This is a genomic window from Prochlorococcus sp. MIT2308 (assembly GCF_059772345.1).
In genome coordinates this window covers 397,475-416,766 of the sequence record NZ_CM186283.1, presented here as the reverse complement: position 1 = coordinate 416,766, position 19,292 = coordinate 397,475, and the positions used below count along the sequence as shown (strand labels likewise).

The 19,292-nt window shown below is 31.3% G+C and carries 35 protein-coding genes; 20 read left to right on the top strand and 15 right to left on the bottom strand.

Annotated elements, in window-relative coordinates; translation table 11 throughout:
- Positions 1–41: 41 nt before the first annotated feature.
- Positions 42–197: a high light inducible protein gene (locus tag AC6EIW_RS02310; RefSeq protein WP_187146463.1), complete on the top strand. Its 156-nt coding sequence runs from the start codon at positions 42–44 to the stop codon at positions 195–197.
- Between the two features lie 392 nt (positions 198–589).
- Here AC6EIW_RS02310 and AC6EIW_RS02305 read toward each other — a convergent pair whose 3' ends face one another.
- Both AC6EIW_RS02305 and AC6EIW_RS02300 read right to left on the bottom strand, forming a co-directional pair.
- On the bottom strand, positions 590–850 hold the full coding sequence (locus AC6EIW_RS02305) for a hypothetical protein (RefSeq protein WP_498521003.1): 261 nt from the start codon (positions 848–850) through the stop codon (positions 590–592).
- Positions 851–1,139: 289 nt separating this feature from the next.
- A complete protein-coding gene (locus tag AC6EIW_RS02300) occupies positions 1,140–1,379 on the bottom strand; it encodes a hypothetical protein (protein ID WP_498521002.1) in 240 nt (79 codons plus the stop codon).
- A 486-nt stretch (positions 1,380–1,865) separates the two neighbouring features.
- On the opposite strand from AC6EIW_RS02300, the gene AC6EIW_RS02295 reads away from it, so the two are divergent.
- Positions 1,866–2,042 carry a hypothetical protein gene (locus AC6EIW_RS02295; protein WP_269605792.1) on the top strand — a complete coding sequence of 59 codons (177 nt, stop codon included), beginning with the start codon at positions 1,866–1,868 and terminating at the stop codon, positions 2,040–2,042.
- Positions 2,043–2,159: 117 nt separating this feature from the next.
- Positions 2,160–2,663: an alternative oxidase gene (locus AC6EIW_RS02290; protein ID WP_498521001.1), complete on the top strand. Its 504-nt coding sequence runs from the start codon at positions 2,160–2,162 to the stop codon at positions 2,661–2,663.
- 52 nt (positions 2,664–2,715) lie between these two features.
- On the opposite strand, the gene AC6EIW_RS02285 is transcribed toward AC6EIW_RS02290, so the two are convergent.
- Entirely contained in the window at positions 2,716–2,985 is a 270-nt protein-coding gene (locus AC6EIW_RS02285; protein WP_498521000.1) for a hypothetical protein, read from the bottom strand.
- Between the two features lie 878 nt (positions 2,986–3,863).
- On the opposite strand from AC6EIW_RS02285, the gene AC6EIW_RS02280 reads away from it, so the two are divergent.
- Together AC6EIW_RS02280 and AC6EIW_RS02275 are read left to right on the top strand one after the other, a co-directional pair.
- The gene (locus AC6EIW_RS02280; RefSeq protein ID WP_498520999.1) at positions 3,864–4,004 is read left to right on the top strand and encodes a hypothetical protein; all 141 of its coding nucleotides are present in this window, start codon (positions 3,864–3,866) and stop codon (positions 4,002–4,004) included.
- 262 nt (positions 4,005–4,266) lie between these two features.
- Entirely contained in the window at positions 4,267–4,437 is a 171-nt protein-coding gene (locus AC6EIW_RS02275; protein ID WP_498520998.1) for a hypothetical protein, read from the top strand.
- Positions 4,438–4,472: 35 nt separating this feature from the next.
- Here the strand turns inward: AC6EIW_RS02275 and AC6EIW_RS02270 are convergent, their stop codons facing one another.
- Both AC6EIW_RS02270 and AC6EIW_RS02265 read right to left on the bottom strand, forming a co-directional pair.
- The gene (locus AC6EIW_RS02270) at positions 4,473–4,607 is read right to left on the bottom strand and encodes a hypothetical protein (RefSeq protein WP_498520997.1); all 135 of its coding nucleotides are present in this window, start codon (positions 4,605–4,607) and stop codon (positions 4,473–4,475) included.
- Between the two features lie 227 nt (positions 4,608–4,834).
- Positions 4,835–5,125, bottom strand: coding sequence for an MTH1187 family thiamine-binding protein (locus AC6EIW_RS02265; protein ID WP_498520996.1), 291 nt, complete (start codon positions 5,123–5,125; stop codon positions 4,835–4,837).
- A 318-nt stretch (positions 5,126–5,443) separates the two neighbouring features.
- On the opposite strand from AC6EIW_RS02265, the gene AC6EIW_RS02260 reads away from it, so the two are divergent.
- Positions 5,444–5,584, top strand: a complete 141-nt coding sequence (locus AC6EIW_RS02260; protein WP_498520995.1) for a hypothetical protein — start codon at positions 5,444–5,446, stop codon at positions 5,582–5,584.
- A 653-nt stretch (positions 5,585–6,237) separates the two neighbouring features.
- Here AC6EIW_RS02260 and AC6EIW_RS02255 read toward each other — a convergent pair.
- The gene (locus AC6EIW_RS02255) at positions 6,238–6,924 is read right to left on the bottom strand and encodes a hypothetical protein (protein ID WP_498520994.1); all 687 of its coding nucleotides are present in this window, start codon (positions 6,922–6,924) and stop codon (positions 6,238–6,240) included.
- Positions 6,925–6,997: 73 nt separating this feature from the next.
- Here AC6EIW_RS02255 and AC6EIW_RS02250 point away from each other — a divergent pair, with 73 nt between their 5' ends.
- From AC6EIW_RS02250 to AC6EIW_RS02215, 8 genes are all read left to right on the top strand, one after another.
- Entirely contained in the window at positions 6,998–7,282 is a 285-nt protein-coding gene (locus AC6EIW_RS02250) for a hypothetical protein (RefSeq protein WP_498520993.1), read from the top strand.
- On the top strand, positions 7,282–7,914 hold the full coding sequence (locus tag AC6EIW_RS02245) for a DUF938 domain-containing protein (protein WP_498520992.1): 633 nt from the start codon (positions 7,282–7,284) through the stop codon (positions 7,912–7,914). Before AC6EIW_RS02250 ends, AC6EIW_RS02245 begins: the two co-directional genes overlap by 1 nt.
- A 75-nt stretch (positions 7,915–7,989) precedes the next feature.
- Positions 7,990–8,262, top strand: a complete 273-nt coding sequence (locus tag AC6EIW_RS02240; protein WP_498520991.1) for a small RNA NsiR4-regulated ssr1528 family protein — start codon at positions 7,990–7,992, stop codon at positions 8,260–8,262.
- A gap of 249 nt (positions 8,263–8,511) precedes the next feature.
- Complete coding sequence (locus AC6EIW_RS02235; protein WP_011125327.1) at positions 8,512–8,619, top strand: high light inducible protein; 108 nt, start codon at positions 8,512–8,514, stop codon at positions 8,617–8,619.
- 21 nt (positions 8,620–8,640) lie between these two features.
- Positions 8,641–8,760 (top strand): high light inducible protein, encoded by a 120-nt coding sequence (locus AC6EIW_RS02230; protein ID WP_011294968.1) that lies wholly within the window; start codon positions 8,641–8,643, stop codon positions 8,758–8,760.
- Positions 8,760–8,906 carry a high light inducible protein gene (locus AC6EIW_RS02225; protein WP_498520990.1) on the top strand — a complete coding sequence of 49 codons (147 nt, stop codon included), beginning with the start codon at positions 8,760–8,762 and terminating at the stop codon, positions 8,904–8,906. The genes AC6EIW_RS02230 and AC6EIW_RS02225 overlap by 1 nt, the downstream gene beginning before the upstream one ends.
- Positions 8,906–9,055, top strand: coding sequence for a high light inducible protein (locus tag AC6EIW_RS02220; RefSeq protein ID WP_498520989.1), 150 nt, complete (start codon positions 8,906–8,908; stop codon positions 9,053–9,055). The genes AC6EIW_RS02225 and AC6EIW_RS02220 overlap by 1 nt, the downstream gene beginning before the upstream one ends.
- Positions 9,055–9,180, top strand: coding sequence for a high light inducible protein (locus tag AC6EIW_RS02215; protein WP_498520988.1), 126 nt, complete (start codon positions 9,055–9,057; stop codon positions 9,178–9,180). The genes AC6EIW_RS02220 and AC6EIW_RS02215 overlap by 1 nt, the downstream gene beginning before the upstream one ends.
- A gap of 409 nt (positions 9,181–9,589) precedes the next feature.
- Here the strand turns inward: AC6EIW_RS02215 and AC6EIW_RS02210 are convergent, their stop codons facing one another.
- Complete coding sequence (locus tag AC6EIW_RS02210; protein ID WP_498520987.1) at positions 9,590–9,790, bottom strand: hypothetical protein; 201 nt, start codon at positions 9,788–9,790, stop codon at positions 9,590–9,592.
- A gap of 39 nt (positions 9,791–9,829) precedes the next feature.
- Complete coding sequence (locus tag AC6EIW_RS02205; protein ID WP_498462793.1) at positions 9,830–10,084, bottom strand: hypothetical protein; 255 nt, start codon at positions 10,082–10,084, stop codon at positions 9,830–9,832.
- A gap of 710 nt (positions 10,085–10,794) precedes the next feature.
- Between AC6EIW_RS02205 and AC6EIW_RS02200 the strand changes: the two genes are divergently transcribed.
- The 4 genes from AC6EIW_RS02200 to AC6EIW_RS02185 all read left to right on the top strand — a co-directional run bounded on the left by AC6EIW_RS02200 (position 10,795) and on the right by AC6EIW_RS02185 (position 13,890).
- Positions 10,795–11,403: an NAD-dependent DNA ligase gene (locus AC6EIW_RS02200; RefSeq protein WP_498520986.1), complete on the top strand. Its 609-nt coding sequence runs from the start codon at positions 10,795–10,797 to the stop codon at positions 11,401–11,403.
- Positions 11,404–11,542: 139 nt separating this feature from the next.
- Positions 11,543–11,719, top strand: coding sequence for a hypothetical protein (locus AC6EIW_RS02195; RefSeq protein ID WP_498520985.1), 177 nt, complete (start codon positions 11,543–11,545; stop codon positions 11,717–11,719).
- A 1,059-nt stretch (positions 11,720–12,778) separates the two neighbouring features.
- Positions 12,779–13,135, top strand: coding sequence for an AbrB family transcriptional regulator (locus AC6EIW_RS02190; protein ID WP_011293945.1), 357 nt, complete (start codon positions 12,779–12,781; stop codon positions 13,133–13,135).
- A gap of 539 nt (positions 13,136–13,674) precedes the next feature.
- Positions 13,675–13,890 carry a hypothetical protein gene (locus tag AC6EIW_RS02185; protein ID WP_498520984.1) on the top strand — a complete coding sequence of 72 codons (216 nt, stop codon included), beginning with the start codon at positions 13,675–13,677 and terminating at the stop codon, positions 13,888–13,890.
- A gap of 516 nt (positions 13,891–14,406) precedes the next feature.
- Here AC6EIW_RS02185 and AC6EIW_RS02180 read toward each other — a convergent pair.
- The gene (locus tag AC6EIW_RS02180) at positions 14,407–14,808 is read right to left on the bottom strand and encodes a DCC1-like thiol-disulfide oxidoreductase family protein (protein ID WP_498520983.1); all 402 of its coding nucleotides are present in this window, start codon (positions 14,806–14,808) and stop codon (positions 14,407–14,409) included.
- A gap of 299 nt (positions 14,809–15,107) precedes the next feature.
- Positions 15,108–15,275, bottom strand: coding sequence for a hypothetical protein (locus tag AC6EIW_RS02175; RefSeq protein ID WP_498462788.1), 168 nt, complete (start codon positions 15,273–15,275; stop codon positions 15,108–15,110).
- A 617-nt stretch (positions 15,276–15,892) separates the two neighbouring features.
- Here AC6EIW_RS02175 and AC6EIW_RS02170 point away from each other — a divergent pair.
- Both AC6EIW_RS02170 and AC6EIW_RS02165 read left to right on the top strand, forming a co-directional pair.
- Positions 15,893–17,185 (top strand): DUF2130 domain-containing protein, encoded by a 1,293-nt coding sequence (locus AC6EIW_RS02170; protein WP_498520982.1) that lies wholly within the window; start codon positions 15,893–15,895, stop codon positions 17,183–17,185.
- Positions 17,186–17,223: 38 nt separating this feature from the next.
- Positions 17,224–17,766, top strand: coding sequence for a GIY-YIG nuclease family protein (locus AC6EIW_RS02165; RefSeq protein ID WP_498520981.1), 543 nt, complete (start codon positions 17,224–17,226; stop codon positions 17,764–17,766).
- Between the two features lie 54 nt (positions 17,767–17,820).
- On the opposite strand, the gene AC6EIW_RS02160 is transcribed toward AC6EIW_RS02165, so the two are convergent.
- The 5 genes from AC6EIW_RS02160 to AC6EIW_RS02140 form a co-directional block, all read right to left on the bottom strand.
- Complete coding sequence (locus AC6EIW_RS02160; RefSeq protein WP_498520980.1) at positions 17,821–18,180, bottom strand: DUF7326 family protein; 360 nt, start codon at positions 18,178–18,180, stop codon at positions 17,821–17,823.
- A 27-nt stretch (positions 18,181–18,207) separates the two neighbouring features.
- Positions 18,208–18,348 carry a hypothetical protein gene (locus AC6EIW_RS02155; protein WP_498520979.1) on the bottom strand — a complete coding sequence of 47 codons (141 nt, stop codon included), beginning with the start codon at positions 18,346–18,348 and terminating at the stop codon, positions 18,208–18,210.
- A gap of 92 nt (positions 18,349–18,440) precedes the next feature.
- Positions 18,441–18,692 (bottom strand): DUF8620 family protein, encoded by a 252-nt coding sequence (locus tag AC6EIW_RS02150; protein ID WP_498520978.1) that lies wholly within the window; start codon positions 18,690–18,692, stop codon positions 18,441–18,443.
- 52 nt (positions 18,693–18,744) lie between these two features.
- Complete coding sequence (locus AC6EIW_RS02145) at positions 18,745–18,873, bottom strand: hypothetical protein (RefSeq protein ID WP_498520977.1); 129 nt, start codon at positions 18,871–18,873, stop codon at positions 18,745–18,747.
- Between the two features lie 77 nt (positions 18,874–18,950).
- The gene (locus tag AC6EIW_RS02140) at positions 18,951–19,202 is read right to left on the bottom strand and encodes a hypothetical protein (protein ID WP_498520976.1); all 252 of its coding nucleotides are present in this window, start codon (positions 19,200–19,202) and stop codon (positions 18,951–18,953) included.
- Positions 19,203–19,292: the final 90 nt, after the last annotated feature.

The following is a 19,292-nucleotide window of genomic DNA, read 5'->3' as shown; positions in this document are numbered from 1 at the left end:
CTGCTTCTAACCAGATCATTACTGAATACGGTAAGCAAAACATGTTTGCGACCCAGGTACAAACCCAATTAGTAGAAAACTATTCCAACTATCCTGAAGAAGCAGAAAAGACAAATGGCCGTTGGGCAATGATTGGAATGATTGCTTTACTTGGCGCTTATATCACTACTGGTCAAATAATCCCTGGCATATTTTAAAAAGTTCTAAATTAAATCAATTTTCATATAAATCTAGAGATTTTTCTCTAGATTTTTTTTCAGCTAGGCAATTAATCCATCTTTCAATTTTTTTTAATAAGAGATTTACAAGCAAAAGATTCTAAAAGTAATCATATTAGGAATAATTCCTTTAATCATCTCAGCTTGTCCTTGCAAACTCATTCTTAGGAAATACGATCACTAATCATCCTTATCAATGGGGAGATCGACCCAAATGCAAGCACTGAAAAGATAATAAAAATAATTATTTTTGATTCCCATTTTTCCATTAAAATTGCCTAGCTAATAATCACTTATATATGTGGATTTTTTCTAACCTTAGAAAAAATTAGTAATTTATCATCGATCAATTCTTTTAAACAAAGAGATGATCAGTCTTTACCGGAATTTTTACCAAAACCAGGAATAAAAGGGAAAGCTTGATCATCTCCAAGGTCTGGTGCAGTACTAGTTTTTGAGCCATTCAAATCCTCACTTGATTCTTCGATCACGATACCCATAGAGTTGTCTTCATTAATATCAGAACCGATTTGTGCAGCCTCTACAAGGTTGATTCCCGAGAAAACAGTTGATGAAACAATAAGAACAGACAAAGCAAAAAGACTTGCTACCTTAAATATTTTTTTGAGCATGAATGTAAATTAGTTATATACAATCTAACGTCAGTATTCCCCAAAACGTGTTAGGTCTGATTACTCAATTAATGAGATTCAGTTAGATAATAGGAGTTGTAGCAATTGATGAAACCTCTGAGAAGATTGCAACAGCCATGAATATGTAAGGAACTAATTTCATTTTTTTTTGTATTTGAATTAAGTATATTTGCCCATTATCTAATCAGTGGTAGCTGATTGTACGGTTCTCGCCCCAACTATCATAAGTAAATTTGTTTGTGGCCATAAAAATATCTGATAGGCACTATCAATTGATATCACTGTTTTGTTGGAGCGCTTTTTTAGCAAGATTCTCTAATTGACCAGGTGAAACTGGTGACGTTTTGTTTTTTCCATCTTTTAGTTCTCTAAGTAAAGAAGTAATTATTGCCAGTCCTAAAAATGCACCTAACCCGAACCAAAAAATTCTCTCTACTAATATTGCAGTGGGATTACCAATCGCATCAGTTAATTGTTCCATCTTTTCAATTTGAGAAAAAATAAGCATCACAACAGTTCTAACTAATTTTGCCTTAATCCATCATAAAAATTAAGTGCAGAATTTCATGGCATTAAAAAACCCTCAAAATTTGAGGGAGAACATACTGAGAAATCCCCATCACCCAGCAATTTTTAAATATTACTCGCTTTGTAAATATTACGCAAGCTAATGATTCCAGATATGGGCCTTTTTTTCTGTTTTTTTAATCTTTCTGACACCAGATATGGTAGGGGTTGCAATTTGGATGAAAAACAGTTAAAAATAGGTTCCCCATCACCCAGGCCCGTAGGACACCATACCTAGGGTCTTTTTTATTTAAATTGCTTTTTAGATAGAACTTGGAGTTATTTAACGACTCTGGTGTTGTGGAAAACTTAGACAACTTGAAGTGTTTTTTACACAACTATCGATTAGATAAACATCTACTTCGTACTAACCGTAACACTAAATATTTTTAGATCAGTTAGGTTTGTGCAAACATTTTTCTGATACATGTCTGAGCTTCAGCTAGTTGACTCATTTCCCATCTGGAAAGCTGTTTTATGGTGTTTTTATCCTATGGCTGCTCTAGTACTAGTTGAGCTAATTTCTAGAGCGCTTCCAGATGATGATGATGATTTTGGTGGAGGAAAGATGATTCCTGCTTACCAGCCTGTTCGAGCAAGATAGTTTTCGTAATCTGTCAATTTGATTTTCAGCTACAGTCGAAATCGATAATTAAAGAAATAAGTTATTGACGATATTTATGTGTTGAGTATTTATACTTAAGCATAAAGCTGAGGGATCATGAAAGGATTTAATTCATTTGTTCTAAATTTTAGTGTAACTATTCTTGATCGGGTATATGAAGGAAGACCGATTCAACGATTCTGGGTCCTAGAGGTGATAGCTAGAGCCCCTTACTTTGCATTTTTATCTGTTTTGCATTTACAAGAGTCGCTTGGTTTAAAAACTCCTTTAAGTAACAAGCTTATGAAGGCTCATTTTTACCAAGCAATCAATGAGACGGAGCATTTAGAGGAGATGGAATCACGATGCGGTAATAGATATTGGGTTGATCGATTTCTAGCTAGGCATTTAGTGCTCTTCTATTACTGGATAATGGTTTTTTATTATTTAATATCTCCATCAAATGCATACGATATCAATATAAAAATTGAAGAGCACGCTTATGAAACTTACGCAAAGTATTTAACCGTTAATCCAAATGATCAGAGAATAAGAGAAATTGCTCAGGATGAGATCAATCATGCAAACGAATTGAAAGTTGCAATTTCGTTGCTAGGTTAAGACCCCAATAGCTCACTTGTTTTTATGATAATAATTTTCTTTATTGGTTTTTTTATCTAAAGCAAGCATCTCCTACTACTCTAAGCTTCTCGATACGTGTAAGGTCCTCTCTTTTTAGCAATGTTTTAGGGGAAACAGCCAAGCCTAATCTGATTCTGTTGGGCAATGATTCAATTAATGATTCTATATCTGTTAATTCTTCGTCAGAGGACGCAATGACATTTTTTGTGCATTCCCACCCTTTTGTCGTAATGATTTGAGGCCATACGAACCAAATCCCGCTAAATGTTCCGAGAATAAAAAAAAACAGATTTCTAATCATTATTCAGATTTAATTGAGAATAATTTTTGATTTATTAATTAGATCCTAGCTTGACCCCAAACTTACTATTTTTGATCAGGTTAAGTTGAAATGCAATGGGCATTAAGGCTGATTGCGTTGAGGTGCGAATAGAGCAAAGATACGTTTGTTGAGCTCAGAGGCACCATTGATGGTCGACACTCCACCTGAGTATTTAAGAGAAGCGAACTGAATTCTGGTTCCTGCTCCAACATTCTCAATGAATAAGTAGGCTATTCGTCTGATGCGACAAGGATCAATGATATAGGTGCGTCAATTCAGTCGAAACTCCTCTGCATCGTTTAGGTGCCCTAATGGAGTCAGAAAGCCTTTCTACTAGACACTTGGCCCCAGGCCACCAATATCCAGAAGCTTCTACAAAGAATCGGTAAATAAAAAGGGTCCCCTGAGGCCCTTTTTAAATGTCTGATTAAAAAAAATTTGATATTTCTACGGTTTCCCTACCTAAGACGTACGGTCCTACAAAACAATTGAAGAAAAGGAAATTTTAGGATTTGTTTACGTCAGGCAATCAATTACCAAGGGCGATAATTGGTTGGCTTCTGGGGGGGAGCACTGACGTTTTTTATTCAAAGAAACAACCTTCTAAAGCTCAGTATAAAAAGAAGGTTGTCCTGAGAAGTCTCAAAAATATAAGAACAAACCACTACCAGCCGTGTAAGAATAATTACTTAACGCCTAACTTTTTAAAGATAATTATTTTTTCCCAAATAAAATAGAATTTTTTATTTGGAAATTTACATTTTTAGGCATTACTCCAAAAGCAATTATCCCTATCGGTATTTACGGTCTCAGAGCAAATTAGAAGTAGTTAAGTTAACTTCTGGTTTTATCTTTCTATGTCTAAAGAAACTTACCAAGAAATCAAAAGAATCAGTGGTGAGGAATTAAAAGAACTCCTATCTGACCTGGATAATGTTTTTGACTTAGGTACAGGTACTTTGATGGGTGATGCTTATTTGAGCTCCCCAGATTGTTAGGTTTTATTTATTGCCATCTTATTTGTTTAATTTGTCATTTGAATTTTTTCCTCTACATTTAAAAAAATCACGTTTCTAATGAATCATTTTTTGGCAACCTATGTAGATTTTATTCAAAGCTCTGGATTTATATTTCTTTTGAGCATTGTTTGTTTTGTCTCCAGAAGGCTATTTTTAGACAACAAAAAAGATAATTACATAGAGGCTGTGAAAATTACAGTTGATGAGTGAAATATTTGCTAGAACATAAAAAAAACTAAAAATGCCAAAAGCTTTTGAGGAGTTTAAATTCTCTGATGATCAAAAAAAAGGGGCAGTGTCACTATTTTGGGAGAACGTTCATCTTGCAGCTAAGGCCTTAAAGGAAGATACTAATTGCCCTAACGAGATTATCGCTAGTGGTTTAAGAGCCGTCGCAGCTGAATGGGATTGATTATGTAGCCAATTATAATTTTAGCGTTTTTACTTTTAATCTTGTTTTGGCTTGTTATTTGATTCTGGACTCAGTTTGTCTTCTTCTTCTTTCTTGAATTGCTTCATGGCTTTACTGCCTATTGCATCTTCGATTAATTCAAAAAACCATGTTTTAATAGGATTAGCCATTCTTAGCGAATTAGATAGTTTGTGAATAACCAGATAGCAACGATAAACATAGCGGCTCTTCCGTGAATAACTTCTGATCTGCTTAGACGAGCAAAGATAGTCATTAATTATCGTGCTGATATCTTTTTTATATCAGTACTTCGCTAAATAAGCATGGGTAATTGCTGGGATCTTTCTTTTGTTTACTGTTTTTTACTTTTGCTCCATGCTTTTAAGTTCTTTTGGTCTCAGCCTTTTACACTTTGCACTTTTTCTTTAAATAATTGCTTCTTATCTGTTCGTGTATTTACTTTTAATGTTGTGTAAACACGTGGAGCACCTTTGCTGTGAACCAACTCATGGCAATTCTTTACACATTCAAATACCTCATCCCACTCCCCTTCAATTGCAGTTCCATTTGGACCAAGTTCATACTCGAGCTTATGTTCTTCAATAATCAATAAACATGCCTTTATATAAGGAGACAATGAGACACCTACTCCAACTGGTACCAAGCAAAAATCTATGCTTACCCACATATGAATTTAATAATTAAATGATTTTAAGTAATTCTAGCTTCAAATTTTTTGACTTTCTTTTAAAACAATAGATGTGACCATTAAATTCAGGCTTGGTCGGTTATTACCCATGTATTTTTACTGTTATCCATCTCGTCATAACTGTCTTTTCATTATCTTATAAAAAAAAATGTCTCATGGAAAAAAATCAGATCCAAGTTCTCCCATTTTTTATAATATCTTTTTCAATTTTGATCAGCGGTTTTACAGTCATTTTTACCTGATTTGATATTTTAACCCTCCTGTTAGAATATTTGTTTAAATTAAACGAATATTCTTATGAATACAGCCTCGATTGCAATTATTACTTTAGTTACGACTCTATCTTTTTACTTGATTTTTTTAGTTCTTGGGGTAGGAGGTATAGCTAATAACCGAGCTGCTCAAGGTTTTGATCAAAATCATAAACGTGATTTATAACCGATATAGAAAACATTTGAACATGTATTTTACAGTCTATAAGCAATCTTCTTAACCTTTTCCTTTCTGACAAATACCTATTAGAGTTCTATTTTTTTTTTTGGTGATTTAACTAGATATGTAAGATGTCTTCGATTTATTTTGTAGATATCAATCCATCAAGATTAATTGTTAGATAGCTCGTTTCCCAATCTGGTTTAATCAGAGAACCTCTATTTATCTGATATTTACCTATACATTTAAGAAAAGTTCTTGCGATTTGGTTTGTTGAAAAGGGAGAAAAAGTAGCCCTGTTATCAAAATTAAAATTAACCGAAACTTATTAATTGGAAAGGTTGTAATTCTATTATTGAAATTTGTGATTAACATAGCAATATTTTTTTTCATATTTTTCTTGTATTTGTTTTAATCAGTAACGATTTTAATCGAGATTCAGTTGTTGTTGTTGTTGTTGTTGTTTGTTTAGCGAGTCACAATTTTATTTAAGGTAAAATAATTGAAAAATAACTTAGTCTTCTTTTCCTTTTAAAATTATTTTCAACGGTACATCTACTGTAAACAATATTCCTATGGTTAGTATCGCCAATCAAGTTGGTGAAAGGATCTATACTCCTCCAATGCTTGTGAAGAGTTTTGTGTTGAAAAAAAAATCATTAATTTATTGCGTATGCCCAATGTGTTGATATATTATTTTCTCCAAGATACTTTTGTAATCTTCTTGAATTGATTTTCAATACTATACCGTTTGTTGGATAGCTTTTAAATAATTTACCCTCTTTCCAGCATTGAAGATAGATTTCTATATCTGAAGTAAAGTTTGTAAAATGAGTTTGAGGAATTTCAAAATTTAGTTTTTTTAGTTCATGAAGTGACTGAAAATGATTGATATTGCAATGGAATATTTGAAAAGCACAGAATCTAAGCCTTTTTAACTGCGATTTTATTTTATGAGTTTCTAAAAATTTAGCTTTTTTACATTTGTTTGATGCTTTCTCAACGTCGAATAGCACTCCCCGAATTTCTATTCTATTTTTAATCGGGATGATTCTAGGAATATTTTTTACAGATCTTACAAATTCAGTTATGTCTTGATTATTTTCATTTATTGCTTTGTTTACTTTCCCATTTAAATATTGAATGCCAATATCTGTTCCAATAATTTTTGGTTCTAAAATTATTCTTGTATTTGGAAGAAGTGACTCTAACCATTCATTTACATTGCCTTGTCCTAATGATAAGAGGGTTTTTTTTTCAGATTTGTAATTTATGATAGAATTTTTAAGAGATATTCTCTCAAGATTCTTTATAAGATGATCTGATCCTTTAGTCTCTTCTCTCATTCTTCAGTCCTACATTTAATCAATTTAGTTTGCTTTTCATTACGCTAGCTAGGAATATTTAATGTAGTTAAAAATGTGTTTTGTAAGTTTAGAAATGAGTCGATATTATTGCCCTTTTTGCTCTTCTCGCTATCAATTTAAGAAAACTAGGAGTGATGGAGTTTTGATTTGTGGTCTTTGTGGAGATCCATTAGTAAAAAAACCTTTTCAAATTTCAAGACGGATTTTTGGATTATTTGCTGCATCCGTATTTTTATCTCCCTTATTAATAAGTATTATTTTCATACTTAAAAATTCTACTAAGGAAATACAACCAAGGCCTTCTGACTTATTAGTCCTATTAACTATTGATAAATAATGGGAAATATAAATCTAGACAATCGACTTAACTTTCCTGCGACAACAAGGAATCGTAATTCCATTGCCAGAGTTTTGAGTGATTATATTTCTCCTAACAGCTTGTTTTTAGAGATAGCTAGTGGAAGTGGAGAACATGGAGTGTTCTTCCAAAAAACATTCCCATCAATTATCTGGCAAACTAGCGATCCTGAATTAGCGCATAGGCAAAGTATTACTTCATGGATTAAACATGAAGGCCTTTTTTTTAAAATGCCAAAACCGCTAGATATTAATGTAGAGAAACGACCATGGCCAATAACCAACCAAATAAGATCTTTAATTAAAGGAGTTGTCTGTATAAACATGATTCATATTTCTCCATGGAGTTGTACAAAAGCATTGTTTAATGAATCAAAAAATAATCTAAATCAAAATAATTTTTTGATGATCTATGGACCCTTTATAAGAAAAGATGTACAAACTTCAGATAGTAATTTAAATTTTGACCAATCCTTAAAATTTCAGAATCCACTCTGGGGAATTCGACATTTAGACGAAGTCAATAAAGTTGCCTTTATGAATGGATTCGTTCAAGACAAGGTTATAGAGATGCCAGCAAATAATCTCTCAGTTATTTATCGCTTAAATTAAAGTTTATTAATATAGTTTATTTATGCCAACTATCGGTTGTTGCGAGAGGAAAATAGATTTAATTGCTTTTTTGAAGTGGATTTTTCAGGCCCAGATGCTATTGATAAGGCTATTAAAGCTGGATTAGATCTTGATGGAACTCCTATTCCTTCAGAAATGCTAAACCTCTACACAGAGGTTATGGATAAAGAAAATGCACGCAAGAGAAGTGGGGTGAAAAAATCAATGAGAAATCGAATTGTAAAAACTGGAGCCAAACATTTTGACCAAGATACGCTTAATGCTCGTTTAATTAAAGCTGGTTGGGAAGGATTAAAAACTAAAGAAATTGAATTTTTTTATAGTTGACCTTAAACAAATATTTTACGAGTTCTAAAATAGATAGACAATACATACATCTTTTAAGCTCTTTATCTGATTATCAAAAGATAGTTTTTTACATTATTTTCTTTAAATGCGCCCAAAGCTTCTTTCTCTGCTACCAATTTTGTATCTGTAGTATCTAAATACAGCACCGAGGTGGCAAGCCGTACATTTTTGACTTTACATAGATTAACAATTCATTTACATTTGTTTACATAGTCAATTTTAACTCTCATGACTCCAGAAGCGGAAAAGTTTAACGGTTGGGCAGCAATGCTTGGCTTCGTTGCAGCCTTCGGTGCATACGCAACAACAGGTCAAATCATTCCTGGTATTTTCTAACCCAATAACACATTCATAACAATGCAACCATCTAACAAAACAATCCTAGAAAGAAGCATCGGCAGACCAGCCATGATGGCATTCGTTCTATTAACAGGTATCTACCTAACAACAGGCCAACTTATCCCAGGTGTCGTTTAGTGAAAAATTCAACTGTTGAAACTCCAAGGGTCGAAGAAGGCAAAGTAATTGCTGAAAGACTCAACGGCTACGCAGCATTTGTTGGATGCTGGGCACTCATCGGTGCTTATCTTACAACTGGTCAAATTATCCCTGGTATCGTTTAATGACTACTCGAAACGATAGCAACAGTAGGAAAATTGATCCTGAAAAAGTAACTGCTGAAAGACTTAACGGCTATGCAGCATTATTTGGATGCATTGCTCTAGTCGGTGCCTATGCAACAACCGGTCAAATTATTCCAGGTTTTGTGTAATGGATAAAACAACTAACTACTGGAAAACAGCTGAAATAATGAACGGTCGACTTGCAATGATGGGTCTTCTTGCAGCTGTTATTAATTACGGTTTCACTGGCTGGATAGTTCCAGGCTTTATTTAGTTCCACTTCTTATTACAATGTCTCTAAGTTATTGGCTTCGCGCTGAAGTCGACGATCTCTTAAACGAAGACACTTTCTTCGATAGTTCTGATTATTCCAGCCTTTTGGAAGATACTGATTGGGCTTAGATAACAGCTATTTTTGACAATGCAAAATACATTAGTTCATTGTCAACTTTGTAAGGTTTTTCTGTCCGATTCTGTTTATAGAAGGAAAGGTTTAATCCTTTGTAAGCAATGTTTTAAAAAACTAAAACAAGGAAATTAAGCTTGATCCTTTTGAACTCCTTATCTTGAAAAATTCATTGCTTTAATTAATTAACTAATAGATATAAAGCTAAGATGCATTAAAAAACACTTAAAAATATAAAGTTTCGGCACTAAGTGCTCATATGAGTTTTATTTATTAATCAAACGTCAATTAAAATTAACTGTTTCTGATCAACCTCTACTGTGAGAAGATTAACTGCCTTTTCCAGTTCTTCCTCTGTCTGGAAACCTAACACTTCAGCTGGTTCGAGCCCAAGCGAGCTAAAATCTGGCTCAATTCCGAAAGGTTCTATATTTTCTAAGCTCCCAACAATGTCTTCAAGTTCTTCTAATTCAGTCATAATATTTTTTATCAATAATGAGTGGTCTTCTCCATAAATTTATGAGACTTCAAGTTTGAAACCTTTATCTAAAAGTTGTTGATATGTAAGCCTCGCTTGGAAAGCGAGAATTTCAATAGGTTCTTTATCGTCTCTTTGCATAATGAAATAGTGATTGTCATCACCTTTTCTAGCGAAAATTACTATTTCAGATCCTCTTACTAATCTCCAATTTTCAAGAGCCTTATGTTCAGATAATGGTCCTAAATCCCAAGGAGCCTTTTCTGGATACTTCTCTCTTTTTACCCTTGGCATTTACTAAAAGTTTCTATTTCTCTAAGCCTACACTTATGATCTTCAACGTCAAGAATTATTTATTAATCAGGAAAAGGCAGTCAATGAATATCCCTCGTCAAATAACCTTTGGTATGTAAACCTGGCTTCATATTCATTGATAGCCTTTCTGATACCATCATTCTTCTGGATGTAGATATATTTATCGTTTATACGACTCCTTGTAAACGTATAAACGATGTCCGCTTTAGATAGTATCCATTCGATTGACCTGAAGTTGCTTTGCTCGATGTTTAAATCCCAGGGGATATCTTCAGGGTATTTTTCCAATATTGTCATATCTATAGATTATTCTCTATAAAAATATGTGTTAAAAGCTATGGCAACATGAGAATAAATACTGACTTTGCTTCAAATATCCTTCTCTTATATTTTCAATATAATTGTAAAAACATATTTATAGAATCTTAATGTCACCAACTAAGTTTTAATACTCAAGTAATTCCATCTGTAATAGCCCATGAATAAAGTTCATTAATAGGTTATTTGTTTTATATTAAATAATTGATTTCTATATAATAAAATATAAAAGCTAGATATTTTGAATTTTATTTTATTCATTTTTTTTATTATTTATTCTCCATATTTAAATATTGTAAAAACTAGTACATTTTTGATTCCTTAAGAAAAGAGGTTAAAGAAGCGACTTGACATGACATTCTCCTATTGATATGGGTATGAGGTTACTTGGACTGGATAAAAATTGTTTCTCAAGCTGGTGGGCAAAATTACCAGAGGGATCAACTATGGTGGTTCAACCTAAAATTGATGGTTTCGCAATAGGTCTTAGATACAAATACGGTCAATTAGTAGATGCTTTTTCTCGAGAGGATAGTGAAATTATTGAGAATATCAGAACTATCAATGCTATTCCATTGAATATTGATGACTCTCTAAAGGTTGAAGTTGAGCTGGAGGGAGTTTTATTCTCTCATTTTTGTAATTCAAAATTTTCATTTGAGAAACTGTTATCGACCTCAACTCTTGAAAATGCTAATAATTCCGCATTGTCTTTTTTGGCATTTCAAATCTTTAGATCTAACAGGGATGAATTGTCAGATTTGACACAACTTCAAAATTGGGGTTTTGAAGTACCCATAACCTTAAGAACGCATGATCCTAGGCAAGTCAAAACATGGCATTCTCAATGGTTAAGAAATGAATTGTTTTCTAATTTTCCTACTAATGGAATAGTCGCCAAATGCAATTCTTCTTTAACCAAAAATATTTTAGGAGTTAGCAAATACTCGCCTAATTGGGCTTTGGCCTTAACACGATAATTCTTTGATTGTTTTATCTGAGAATTTAATTGAGGACTCATTGATTTTGATTTATAGATTATATTCATTTGTTCTTATCAAGATTGCTAGATAAGCTGAATGAAAATATCCTTGTTTTTTACACCTTGCAATACCAATTATGACCTTTACCGACAAGCAACTGCTTGATGCAATAAAGGGAAATATCGATGTGAAAACTTGTTTTAATAAGATTTCTGACGCATGTAAGGAATTACAAATGAAGACTGGCTGCCCAGATGATGACATTGATCGTTTTCTTGAGTTTGCAATTGGTAAGTGGGACAATTCAGATTGAAACTTCTAAATTTATATGTTTTGGCATTATTTGACGTGTTCTATATTTTTAATGTTCATCTATTATTCTTTGCAGCATAAGATGATTCATGTTTTGTCCTTGTAAATGTTACTTGATGTCTTTTTACCTTTAACTGTTTGAATAGATCTTATTGATTACTTCTCCTGAATTTTCAAAGCAAATATTTTATCCAGATAATATATCCAGGACTTTTACCTTTTTGTATTACTACAATTGCTATTCAGTTAATTCCTATATCCAGGCAAGCTTAGCTTGAATAGGTGCATCAAGAAAACATCTGCGACATTGGGTCAGATAAAAGCTGTACAGAAGATGAATGATGAAACAAGGAAGTTTTATCAGTGATGATATGTAATGGTGCTGTTTTTGAACCAAAAATTAAGACGATAATCAAATAAAGCGTTGGAATTATTCCTAATACATTTTATTTTCATAGAGGTTTAAAATATCAGCTTCTACATATCTTATTTTGATTAAACGGAAAGAATAATTGTTCTCATGGAAAGCTAGATATAATAATTTCTTGTCATACTAGGAATTTAATAGAGTTCCAATTAATCCCGCAAATGCTGAAAGGATGAATACAGATACGATACAAATCGCAAGGATTTTAGAGAGATTCATTTTTTGTTGTAATAAGTAATTATATTCTGATTCATCTCTTAGCAAATATTCAAATATAAAGCTTTATATACCAAACGAACTAATTTTTGGGAAATTTTTATTTGCTCGTACCTGTCTTTATGAAATTCTAGATTTTACGTTATTTATAAAATAATCTTGCTATTGCTAGTGATTGAGCGTTTTCTAATAGATAAATGATCCTTCGAATCATTTATTTTTCAGCTTTCCATACTGGTCGTTTCCTATAAATCAATCCCATTAAGCATGAACAATTTTCCATATAACCTTGGATTCCTGAGTTTAATCTAGATACTTCTCTTCCCATAACTTTTAGCTTTAATGTCTAGGACTAATGTAAATATTGTAAGTTTGTTAATTATAAGTTAGTATTATAAGTACAACCATTTATTTATCATGCTCACTGGTAAGGATTTATTAGCCAAGGTCAAAGACTTGGGAGATGTCTCAAAATCTGATCTTGTTAAAGCTTGTGGATATGTTTCCACCAAGAAAGGAGGCGGAGAGCGTCTTAACTACACTGCCTTTTATGAAGCACTTCTAGAAGCTAAAGGTGTAAACCTAGCAGCTGAAAGTGCTGGTGGTATTGGTAAAGGTGGAAGAAAGCTTAGTTATGTGGCTACCGTCCAAGGAAATGGAAACCTCTTGATAGGAAAGGCCTATACAGCTCTTTTAGATCTCAAACCAGGTGATAATTTTGAGATTAAGATGGGACGAAAAGGATTCCGTTTGGTTCCAGAAGGAGAAGGTTAATTCCTTAAAAACTGAATTAATTCATTTAGATTTAGCCGAGATGCATATCTGCAACTCGGCTTTTTTAATCGCTAAATTATCTTTGATAAATTTGTCTGATTATTAATCTATATTTCATTTACCTACTAAGATCTTTAGTCTCTTATTCATACCGTTTTCTGATTTTCCTCAAGAGAATTCTTTTTTTTTTCACGACCGTTTTTTTTTGTATCTTTCAAATTCGTATTTTTTCCTGAAAAAACTATTCCTTATACCTTATCTATTTTTCGTATTTTATGTTTTTCTTGATTTTCCCCCATCCTTTTTTTAAGTATACTCGATTTGCCTTTTGTCGAATTTCTTCTTGTTAAAATCTATGTTTTTAATTCTTGATCATCCTTTGTATTTGAGATAGATGCTTGTCTAGCATTATTTTTTTAGTCATTACGCTTTTATTTGATAAGGTATATACTCTTTATTTCTCTTGTCTGTAATTATTTATATTCACATCTTCATATCTAAGTTCGTTATCCTTAATAGGTTGTACCGAAAGTAGATTTTTGTTTGATCCCCTCTATGAAGAAATTGTTACTAATACAGCAGATTTAATAATCTATATGGTTAGGCACGTTTTTTTTGAGCTTGTTCTACCTTTGTCTATTTTTGTTGGTGTAATGCTTACTCTGTTTGTGGATTGGAGTTGGATACCTATTTCAAGCATTGATCGTGAAAGGGGTCCTAGTCTTGAGCAAGTTAAAAAAGATATCCTTGAATAAGATATCTTTTTATTATTTTTTTTAACTTACTAGTTCATTAGCCATAGACGTAATTATGTAAATAACTAAAAGTCATTTTATATTTTTAGCTTTTGCTTGAATTCCGAAATATATTGACAAACCAATTAAAAGAATAATTAGTAATGAATTGCTATTCCCAAGGATTTCTATAAGCATATTAACCTTAGATGTATAAAGTCTTATTTTTACATATTTAAACTCATAGTAGGTATAGGGTATATCCTCTTATCAAATGATGTTACAAACAAGAATATCAAGATAATATTCTTAAAAAAAATTATTCTCAACCTTTAACAAAATGTCATTAAAATTTCATTAGTGAATTACATATAGTTAATGCAGGTGATGAATTTTTGCGACTTAATAACCCTTTAATTAATGTAGGTCTTGAAGTTAATCGACAGGAATTAAAAAGGTTGTTTGATTTTGCGTAAATATTAAATTTAAAATTTTTATAAACAGTAAAAAACTTTAGCCCTGGTCGTATAAAAGTATTCAATAAAATTGGACATTTTTATGTACTGGCTTCCAAACCTTACCTTTTACTGCGAGTGATAATCTTCTACCCCATAAAAGAAATGGGAATAAAAAATTTGTCCTCTTGTTTGATGTGAAAATAATCCGGAGTATTTCTAGAAGAGAATCGCTTGGTTCTTTAATTTGAGAGCAAACCCAATTTATCGCTTCAGCACCATGCATGATATTTTCATTATTTATAAGAATTGCTCCATTATCTAAATCGTAGCCTTGTTTATAGAGTTGAGATAGTAGCGGGAGATTTTTTCTTCCATCTAATATTTCAACTTCTTGAAGATTGCTTTTTAATTCAAGTAATTGTGCAAAGTGATTGCAGAATGGACATTCACCATCATATATAAATATGGTTTTTTCTGACATAACAATTAATTATTAAATATATCTTACATACACTTAGTTTGAAAACGTGTCAAATTTATCAAAAAAGGGTAGTAAAATTTAAAAAACAACAAAAATCAGATCTTGTTAAAAGACTTTTCTGGTATTAGTAATATTTTTATTTATATGGTTATCAGATTTAAAAGAGTTCAAATAAATTTATAGTATGTAAATAAATTCTAAGATTGGTTATAAGATCAATCTTAAAATTTATTAAATGTACTAAGATATAATTTTAATTGATAAATTCTCTAGTTTATTATTGGTAGGATTCTATAGTATCAGTTTTTAAAAACACTGCTTTTTACATTCTTTTCTTGGATCTGAGGTCTTAATAAAGACATAGGAAGTGCTGTTACTATTGCAAAAGATAAAACAAGAATCAAATCAGTTGTGAAGTGGCTTATACCTAAATCAGAATGGGCAAGAGCAAAGTTTAGTAATGACATTTTTTGTTAATACAATACGTCTTAATTTTATTTTAGTTTGTATACATATATATATTATGTAGTAAAAATTATTGCTCTAACTCAATAATTTATTTCTTATAATTGATAAGTATATATTCAGTCATGCGTAGATATACTTTTGAATAAGCTTTTGCTCAAAACCTCACTTGTATAAAAAATTCATTAGTATTTAAATGTAATTTCTAGGGAACTCAATTGTTCACAAGGAGAATATGTTGAAAATAGTTGCCTATGTGCGTTATTCCAATGCTTCAATAATGCTTGATTGGAATATCTTTCTAGGTGCTCTTATATTCTTTATAATTTGTGGGATCTTGATATTTCAAAATCAGATTTGGGAACAGGAAGATTACTCTAGAAACAAAAAATGGTACAAGTGGAAAACTTCTGCTATTAAGTCAAATAAAGGTGATTTGTCTAGAATTTACCCAATATCAAAAAAATAAAAATAAAAGTCTTCTTTTTCAGACTCAAATTTCCTTCACTCACTTGAATATTTATTTACAGGAGCCTTATGGGGATTAACATAATTATTGCTTGTCGACGATAAAACGGATAAAAAGGGATAATAGATTGTTTTTCTCTTTTATTCAGATATGAATGAAATCAAATGCCCTGAATGCGGGAGTAAGATTAGCATCGAGGAAGAGAATTACTCAAATATCACTAAGCAGGTAAGAGATCAGCAGTTTGAAGAAGAACTGAGCAAAAGACTTGAACTACTTGAGAAGGATAAACAGAATTCAGTTGAGCTAGCCATTCAAAATATCCGATTCAAAATGCAAGAAGCAGCATTTGTAAATGAAAAAAAAATGCAAGCTCTTGAGTCACAGTTGACTGCTGCTGAGACTGACAAACATATTGCTGTCAGCAAGCTTAAGCATTCCTTCGAAAAAGAGAGAGACACACTTTCTTATTTATTGGAAAAAACGAAAGAAAAGAATGAATATGATAAAAAACTTGCTATTTCTGATGCAATTACAAAATTAAAAGAAGCTTATGAGCAAATAAAAAATAATTTAGACAAAGTTGAACTACAAAAAGAATTATCAGAAAAATCTATAAAAATGAAATATGAGATTCAGCTAAAAGAACGTGATGATGTAATTCAAAGACTTCGAGATTTGAAAATCAAATTGTCTACGAAAATGGTTGGTGAGTCATTGGAACAACATTGCGAAAATGAGTTTAATAGATTACGTTCAACAGCCTTTCCTAATGCTTATTTTGAGAAAGATAATGATACTAGTTTCGGTAGTAAAGGCGATTATATTTTTCGAGATTTTGACAATGAAGGAAACGAGATAGTCTCTATTATGTTTGAAATGAAAAATGAATCTGATAACACCACTTACAAGAAAAAAAATGAGGACTTCCTTAAGGAGCTAAATAAAGATCGCATTGAAAAAAATTGTGAATATGCTGTATTAGTTTCATTATTAGAGTCTGACAATGACTTGTTTAACTCAGGAATTGTTGATTTTTCATATCGATTTCCCAAGATGTATGTTGTCAGACCTCAATGCTTTTTATCTATTATTTCGTTATTAAGAAATGCTTCTCTTAAGGTACTTGAGTATAAGTCGGAATTAGCAGCTATAAAAGAACAAAATATTGATATTACAAATTTTGAAAATAGCCTTGAGCTCTTTAAGGATGCTTTTGGTAAAAACTATGCACTTGCTTCAAAACGTTTTGAATCTGCAATCATGGAGATTGATAAATCTATTAATCATTTGCAAAAAACCAAAGATGCATTGATGGGTGCCGATAGAAATCTGAGGTTGGCTAACGATAAAGCACAAGAAGTTTCTGTTAAAAGATTGACTAGAAATAATCCTACAATGCGAGAAAAATTTAACTCAATAAGAAAGTCTGAGGCAGCATAATTTATATCGATACACAAAAATTATAATATTAAAAGTTGATGAGTGGATGGCTATATTTAATTAGAAATAGAGATATCTACAAGATTGGAATAACTAAAAATTTTAAAAATAGGATGAGGCAACTCAAGCCAGATAGTGTAATTGCTAAATTGTACACAAGTGATTATATAAAATTAGAAAGAGAGTTACACTATCGCTATAAAGAGTATAGGATTCCTCAAACTGAATATTTTCGTTTGGATAATTCTCATCTTAGGCAAATAAAAAAAAGAATTACAAAACTTGATTACAGTATGATAGTTAATTTAATGATTTTAATAAAATCATTGTTAATACTATCAATCATTTTTTCCCTTAGTTTCTTCTTTCTAACTTTAAATATTAACGATCCGAAAATTACAATCATAAACTCAATTTTATGGATTGAAAAAATTTCATTTTACTTTTCATTTCTTTCTTTATTCGTTCCTTCAGGTAAAAACTTTATATTTTTGAATGAATTAAAATACAGATCTGTAAGATTCTTTATATATATAATTTTTGCAATCTTTTTTCGAATTACTTATTTATATTTAACTTGAAATACAACTCAGTTATAATTTTAACAATATACTTAATAAAATAAATATGGATATTTAATCTTCCCACATGTCATTACTCTGTTTCTCCTCTTGCTGTTGTTTTAACAGACCAAGTCTTCTATTAAATTCGATCTCTTCTTGACTTTTTAATTCTAGGTGTGGATTTTTACTGCATTTATGTTTTACTTCCAGGATCTTTTTAGTTAAATCCTCTGAAAAATGATCTTTAATTTCATCCCAAACTTCTTTTTCTTCTGCACTACCTACAGTTCCTTTTACTTGATCGATAATGATCTCCTTAACAAATTCCCTCAAATCGCTTTCAGTCATTGAATCAACCTTACTTGATATATAAATATCTTTAAGATTGTCTAATTCCGTTTTGGTTAGATCCTTATAAGTTAATTCTTCCATTTGTTGTTGTTATTAGTAGAAATTATTTTATATCCATTTAGCTTCTAAAACCTTAGAACTTGGATTAAATAACTGAACATTCCTTTTTGCTTCAATCTGATTATTAGAAATAACTGTCTCGTCGTGAAAATTTTCTAGAACATTAATAAAGCAAACTTTTAATCTCATCGTATTTATATAGATCACTTTATATCTTATTCGAATTTAATTTAAAAACAATTTATCATTCTAAAGTCTTGAAAGCGTAACTTATATATATTTTACTTATTATGTCTATCTATTAGATTATTAAAACACGCTTCAATCAATATTGCTGTAAAAAAGAGACTTAATGAGGGAATAAATACTGGGTACCATAATTTTTGAAATAAACCATATAAATATGAGTTGCCATTAACACTAACCAAAAAACTTACAGCAAGGAATATAGACCCTATTATTAATATATAAAGGTTGTAGATTAATATGTTATCTAAAGCTTTCTTCCATTTGCTTTCACTTTCTTTTTCCATTTTATTTTTGTAACTCTTTAATATGTGTTAATTCAGATTTCTTCATTAAAAATCAAGATCCACCTCTAAAAGAGTATATATTAATTTCATTTGCATTAAGGTAAATAGCACCCCCAATGGCAACTATATTGAGACATAAAATAAACATCCAAACCTTCCATGGCTGCTGATGAGTTTCCATAATATTCAAATTATGTTTTTGTATATTAGATTTTGGCGTCTATTCATAAATTAGATCTTTTGATAAATAAAAATTTTTTAACTCAAAGCGTCAAGATCTCTCCTGTAGTGTTTTGAGCAATTAAAATCTATATTATTCGATTTCCAGTCTGTGTCTTCTAGCAAATCAGAATAATTATTATTGTTTGATGGAAATTTTTTTTCTAATCTCCAACCAGCTTCATTCAGGAAATCTACGTAGTCTTTAGTGAATATGCTCCCATTAATATTTGATGGAACAATTTTCTGTTTTCTGTCGTCAACATTGCCTTCCTTTGTTTGTAATTTCATCCATCAAAATCAACTTGGTATGTTCTAATGTAAAAATTAAAAAGCTGTCATGAACTCCTTGTAGTGTTTACCCTCGTCTCTAAGTAGACA